The sequence below is a fragment of the Rhodococcus sp. SMB37 genome, assembly GCF_004345605.1.
Classification (GTDB): domain Bacteria; phylum Actinomycetota; class Actinomycetes; order Mycobacteriales; family Mycobacteriaceae; genus Rhodococcus.
Window position 1 is genome coordinate 1 of the sequence record NZ_SLVY01000039.1, and the last position, 5,406, is coordinate 5,406.

Annotated in this window: 3 rRNA genes; all 3 read right to left on the reverse strand. The window is 55.8% G+C overall.

From position 1 onward, the window contains the following. Nucleotides 1-11: 11 nt before the first annotated feature. Nucleotides 12-128 (reverse strand): 5S ribosomal RNA (rrf, locus tag EV641_RS28955). Nucleotides 129-229: 101 nt separating this feature from the next. Continuing rightward, nucleotides 230-3,369, reverse strand: a 23S ribosomal RNA gene (locus tag EV641_RS28960). A 301-nt stretch (nucleotides 3,370-3,670) separates the two neighbouring features. Beyond that, nucleotides 3,671-5,190 (reverse strand): 16S ribosomal RNA (locus EV641_RS28965). The 16S, 23S and 5S rRNA genes sit together here, the layout of an rRNA operon. Nucleotides 5,191-5,406: the final 216 nt, after the last annotated feature.

The window sequence follows — 5,406 nt, forward strand, 5'->3', positions numbered from 1 at the left end:
CGCAAACGGGTGTTCGGCGGCGTCCTACTCTCCCACACCCTGTCGAGTGCAGTACCATCGGCGCAGACAGGCTTAGCTTCCGGGTTCGGAATGGGACCGGGCGTTTCCCCATCGCTATAACCGCCGTAACTCTATGAAACCAACAACACCCCACCACACCCCATCACCCGACAGGAAACAGTGAAGCATGTGCTGCCTCAGACACCGCACAGTGGACGCGTAGCACCTTCATGGTAAGTCCTCGGCCTATTAGTACCGGTCACCTCCACACATTACTGTGCTTCCAGTTCCGACCTATCAACCCGGTGATCTGCCGGGGGCCTTACCCCCACAAAAAGGGGTGAGAAACCTCATCTTGGAACAGGCTTCCCGCTTAGATGCTTTCAGCGGTTATCCCTTCCGAACGTAGCCAACCAGCCGTGCCCCTGGCGGGACAACTGGCACACCAGAGGTTCGTCCGTCCCGGTCCTCTCGTACTAGGGACAGCCTTCCTCAAGTTTCTAACGCGCGCGGCGGATAGAGACCGAACTGTCTCACGACGTTCTAAACCCAGCTCGCGTGCCGCTTTAATGGGCGAACAGCCCAACCCTTGGGACCTACTCCAGCCCCAGGATGCGACGAGCCGACATCGAGGTGCCAAACCATCCCGTCGATATGGACTCTTGGGGAAGATCAGCCTGTTATCCCCGGGGTACCTTTTATCCGTTGAGCGACACCGCTTCCACATGCCGGTGCCGGATCACTAGTCCCGACTTTCGTCCCTGCTCGACCTGTCAGTCTCACAGTCAAGCTCCCTTGTGCACTTACACTCAACACCTGATTGCCAACCAGGCTGAGGGAACCTTTGGGCGCCTCCGTTACATTTTAGGAGGCAACCGCCCCAGTTAAACTACCCACCAGGCACTGTCCCTGAACCCGATCAGGGCCCGAGGTTAGACATCCAATACGATCAGAGTGGTATTTCAACAACGACTCCACAAACACTGGCGTGCCCGCTTCACAGTCTCCCACCTATCCTACACAAACCGAACCGAACACCAATACCAAGCTATAGTGAAGGTCCCGGGGTCTTTTCGTCCTGCCGCGCGTAACGAGCATCTTTACTCGTAATGCAATTTCGCCGAGTCTGTGGTCGAGACAGCAGAGAAGTCGTTACGCCATTCGTGCAGGTCGGAACTTACCCGACAAGGAATTTCGCTACCTTAGGATGGTTATAGTTACCACCGCCGTTTACTGGGGCTTAAATTCTCAGCTTCGCCACACAAATGCAGCTAACCGGTCCTCTTAACCTTCCAGCACCGGGCAGGCGTCAGTCCGTATACATCGTCTTACGACTTCGCACGGACCTGTGTTTTTAGTAAACAGTCGCTTCTCTCTGGTCTCTGCGACCCCACCCAGCTCAGAGTGCAAGACCCTTCACCAGACGAGGTCCCCCTTCTCCCGAAGTTACGGGGGCATTTTGCCGAGTTCCTTAACCACAGTTATCTCGATCGCCTTAGTATTCTCTACCTGACCACCTGTGTCGGTTTGGGGTACGGGCCATGTGAAAGCTCGCTAGAGGCTTTTCTCGGCAGCATAGGATCACTGAATTCACCACAACGGCTACGCATCACCTCTCAGGCTACGTGAGTGGCGGATTTACCTACCACTCGCCCTACAGGCTTACACCGGCTAATCCACCAGCCGGCCCAGCTACCTTCCTGCGTCACCCCATCGCTTGACTACTACCACCGAAGGTCCCGTGCAGCCAGACCCCGAACTCCCGAAGGAGAACAAAGCCCTTTTGGACGGTTAGTACCAGTGATTCATCAGGGGCGCGTTCACACGGGTACGGGAATATCAACCCGTTGTCCATCGACTACGCCTGTCGGCCTCGCCTTAGGTCCCGACTCACCCTGGGCGGATTAACCTGGCCCAGGAACCCTTGGTCATTCGGCGGACGAGTTTCTCACTCGTCTTTCGCTACTCATGCCTGCATTCTCACTCGTGCAGCCTCCACAACTAGTTCACACTGCTGCTTCCACGGCTGCACGACGCTCCCCTACCCATCCACACCACTGCACAAGTTTCCACAGAAACAAGCGTGTGTTATGCGAATGCCGCGGCTTCGGCGGTGTACTTGAGCCCCGCTACATTGTCGGCGCAGGACCACTTGACCAGTGAGCTATTACGCACTCTTTCAAGGGTGGCTGCTTCTAAGCCAACCTCCTGGTTGTCTCAGCGATCCCACATCCTTTTCCACTTAGTACACGCTTAGGGGCCTTAGCCGGCGATCTGGGCTGTTTCCCTCTCGACTACGAAGCTTATCCCCCGCAGTCTCACTGCCGCGCTCTCACACCCTGGCATTCGGAGTTTGGCTGACGTCAGTAACCTTGTAGGGCCCATCGGCCATCCAGTAGCTCTACCTCCAGAGTGAAACACGCGACGCTGCACCTAAATGCATTTCGGGGAGAACCAGCTATCACGGAGTTTGATTGGCCTTTCACCCCTACCCACAACTCATCCCCTCAGTTTTCAACCTAAGTGGGTTCGGGCCTCCACGACGTCTTACCATCGCTTCACCCTGGCCATGGGTAGATCACTCCGCTTCGGGTCTAGAACATGCCACTACAGAACGCCCTATTCGGACTCGCTTTCGCTACGGCTACCCCACACGGGTTAACCTCGCGACATGCCACTAACTCGCAGGCTCATTCTTCAAAAGGCACGCCATCACCCCCAGCAGACCAAACTGCTCAAAGGCTCTGACGGATTGTAAGCGCACGGTTTCAGGTACTATTTCACTCCCCTCCCGGGGTACTTTTCATCTTTCCCTCACGGTACTAGTCCGCTATCGGTCACCAGGGAGTATTCAGGCTTATCGGGTGGTCCCGACAGATTCACACCGGATTTCACGGGCCCGGTGCTACTTGGGTATTCACATCAACAGTCACAACGTTTTCGTCTACGGGACTCTCACCCTCTACGACAGGCCGTTCCAGACCACTTCGACTAACATCATGATTTCTTACTGTTGGCCGACTCAGCAGCGCCGACACAATGAACCCCACAACCCCACAAGTGCAACCCCTGCCAGGTATCACACACCCATGGTTTAGCCTCTTCCGCGTTCGCTCGCCACTACTGACGGAATCACATATTGTTTTCTCTTCCTGTGGGTACTGAGATGTTTCACTTCCCCACGTTCCCTCCACACCGGCTATATATTCACCAGCGGGTAACACGACATCACTCGTGCTGGGTTTCCCCATTCGGAAATCCTCGGATCACAGCTCGGTTGACAGCTCCCCGAGGCATATCGCAGCCTCCCACGTCCTTCATCGGCTCCTGGTGCCAAGACATCCACCGTACGCTCATAAACACTTACAACAAAGATGCTCGCGTCCACTGTGCAGTTCTCAAACAACACACAACAACCCCTACCGACGCCGACCCACAGGCCAACCGTTTTCGTAAGTCATCGTCGCTGATCAAACACGAAAACGTGTTCTCTCAGGACCCAACAGCGCACCGATATAACCACCACGAAACAAGACTGAGCCCGCTTCTACTGCAGTGATACCTGTCAGCGTTCCACCCATGAGCAACCGTGTCCCACATACGGAGACAAACGGCCTCTGGTCACACACATACACCGACACTTCGGGATGTGTGGACAGATGCTCCTTAGAAAGGAGGTGATCCAGCCGCACCTTCCGGTACGGCTACCTTGTTACGACTTCGTCCCAATCGCCGATCCCACCTTCGACGGCTCCCTCCACAAGGGTTAGGCCACCGGCTTCGGGTGTTACCGACTTTCATGACGTGACGGGCGGTGTGTACAAGGCCCGGGAACGTATTCACCGCAGCGTTGCTGATCTGCGATTACTAGCGACTCCGACTTCACGGGGTCGAGTTGCAGACCCCGATCCGAACTGAGACCGGCTTTAAGGGATTCGCTCCACCTCACGGTATCGCAGCCCTCTGTACCGACCATTGTAGCATGTGTGAAGCCCTGGACATAAGGGGCATGATGACTTGACGTCGTCCCCACCTTCCTCCGAGTTGACCCCGGCAGTCTCCTGCGAGTCCCCACCATTACGTGCTGGCAACACAGGACAAGGGTTGCGCTCGTTGCGGGACTTAACCCAACATCTCACGACACGAGCTGACGACAGCCATGCACCACCTGTATACCGACCACAAGGGAAACCACATCTCTGCAGTCGTCCGGTATATGTCAAACCCAGGTAAGGTTCTTCGCGTTGCATCGAATTAATCCACATGCTCCGCCGCTTGTGCGGGCCCCCGTCAATTCCTTTGAGTTTTAGCCTTGCGGCCGTACTCCCCAGGCGGGGCGCTTAATGCGTTAGCTACGGCACGGATCCCGTGGAAGGAAACCCACACCTAGCGCCCACCGTTTACGGCGTGGACTACCAGGGTATCTAATCCTGTTCGCTACCCACGCTTTCGCTCCTCAGCGTCAGTTACTGCCCAGAGACCCGCCTTCGCCACCGGTGTTCCTCCTGATATCTGCGCATTTCACCGCTACACCAGGAATTCCAGTCTCCCCTGCAGTACTCAAGTTTGCCCGTATCGCCTGCAAGCCCGCAGTTGAGCTGCGGGATTTCACAGACGACGCGACAAACCGCCTACGAGCTCTTTACGCCCAGTAATTCCGGACAACGCTCGCACCCTACGTATTACCGCGGCTGCTGGCACGTAGTTGGCCGGTGCTTCTTCTCCCACTACCGTCACTTTCGCTTCGTCATGGGTGAAAGAGGTTTACAACCCGAAGGCCGTCATCCCTCACGCGGCGTCGCTGCATCAGGCTTTCGCCCATTGTGCAATATTCCCCACTGCTGCCTCCCGTAGGAGTCTGGGCCGTGTCTCAGTCCCAGTGTGGCCGGTCGCCCTCTCAGGCCGGCTACCCGTCGTCGCCTTGGTAGGCCATTACCCCACCAACAAGCTGATAGGCCGCGGGCTCATCCTGCACCGAAAAACTTTCCACCAAAAACCATGCAGTCCTTGGTCATATCCGGTATTAGACCCAGTTTCCCAGGCTTATCCCGAAGTGCAGGGCAGATCACCCACGTGTTACTCACCCGTTCGCCACTAATCCACCCAGCAAGCTGGGCATCATCGTTCGACTTGCATGTGTTAAGCACGCCGCCAGCGTTCGTCCTGAGCCAGGATCAAACTCTCCGTTAAAGACTCATAATCAACACCCCGAAGGGCTGATCAGTCATAGACAAAAGAGCCAAATCACTAGCATTAAAACTCAAACTAGCTCAAACACTGACCACCACAGACGGAAGAATGTGATGATCAGCAAACAACCACCCACAAAAATGTGGGGGTCGCACCAAAAAATATTGGCACTGACATTCATCGGCACACTGTTGAGTTCTCAAAGAACACGCACAC